This window comes from Paraburkholderia sp. BR14320, assembly GCF_040948665.1.
In the GTDB taxonomy this organism is placed as follows: Bacteria; Pseudomonadota; Gammaproteobacteria; order Burkholderiales; family Burkholderiaceae; genus Paraburkholderia; species Paraburkholderia youngii.
The window spans coordinates 1-828 of sequence record NZ_JBFPKG010000220.1 but is presented as its reverse complement, the minus strand read 5'-3'; the positions used below and the strand labels follow the sequence as shown (position 1 = coordinate 828).

The following is an 828-nucleotide window of genomic DNA, read 5'->3' as shown; positions in this document are numbered from 1 at the left end:
GACCGCCGTGCCGCGCGAAACCCTTACCGAAGCTCAACTGGCCGCTCTGGCTGGCGCGCAGGCGTAAGGCGCAATCTTTCTTCGCGTCTCCAGGACGCATCGACGCGCCGCATCCGCGGCACATCCAACTCGCCCCTCAGGGACCACGTCCCCCGGGGGCGTTGTTTCGTGGGGCTTTTCCTTTTCAGGTACCCCATGAAAGTCTCTGCCTCGCAACTTCGCGAACTGCTCATCACCTACATTCCGGCCCGTCTTCCGGTGCTTATCACTGGCGCTCCGGGCATTGGCAAGAGCGACATCGTCGCTCAGGCGGCTCAAGATACCGGGCATGACCTGCTCATCAGCCATCCCGTCGTTGAAGACCCGACGGACTCGAAGGGCCTGCCATTCCCTGACGGGAACGTCGCCCGCTTCCTGCCGTTCGGGGATCTCGAGCGCGCATTGAGAGCGACAACGCCGCTGCTCTGGTTCCTTGACGATCTGGGCCAGGCATCACCGGCGGTGCAGGCGGCAAAGATGCAACTGCTGCTGGCACGCCGCATCGGCGAGCACGCGCTGCCCGACTGCGTCACGTTCGTTGCGGCCACCAACCGGCGCAACGACAACGCGGGTGTCTCGGGCATTCTCGATCCCGTCATCTCGCGTTTTGCGACGGTGGTCGAGCTTGAGCCTTCGATCGCCGACTGGACGGACTGGGCGGCGCGCAGCGGTGTTCCTGCCGAACTGATCGCGTTTCTGCGATTCCGGCCGGATCTGCTGTCCGTGAAGAAGACCGCGCGCGATATCGAAAACGCACCGAGCCCCCGAACATGGGGATTCGTCGCGAAG

1 protein-coding gene is annotated in these 828 nt (G+C 64.1%); it reads left to right on the top strand.

The genetic code is table 11. From position 1 onward, the window contains the following. Positions 1-195: 195 nt before the first annotated feature. The coding region (locus AB3X89_RS39995; RefSeq protein ID WP_368588031.1) for an ATP-binding protein at positions 196-828 on the top strand (633 nt) is incomplete at its 3' end.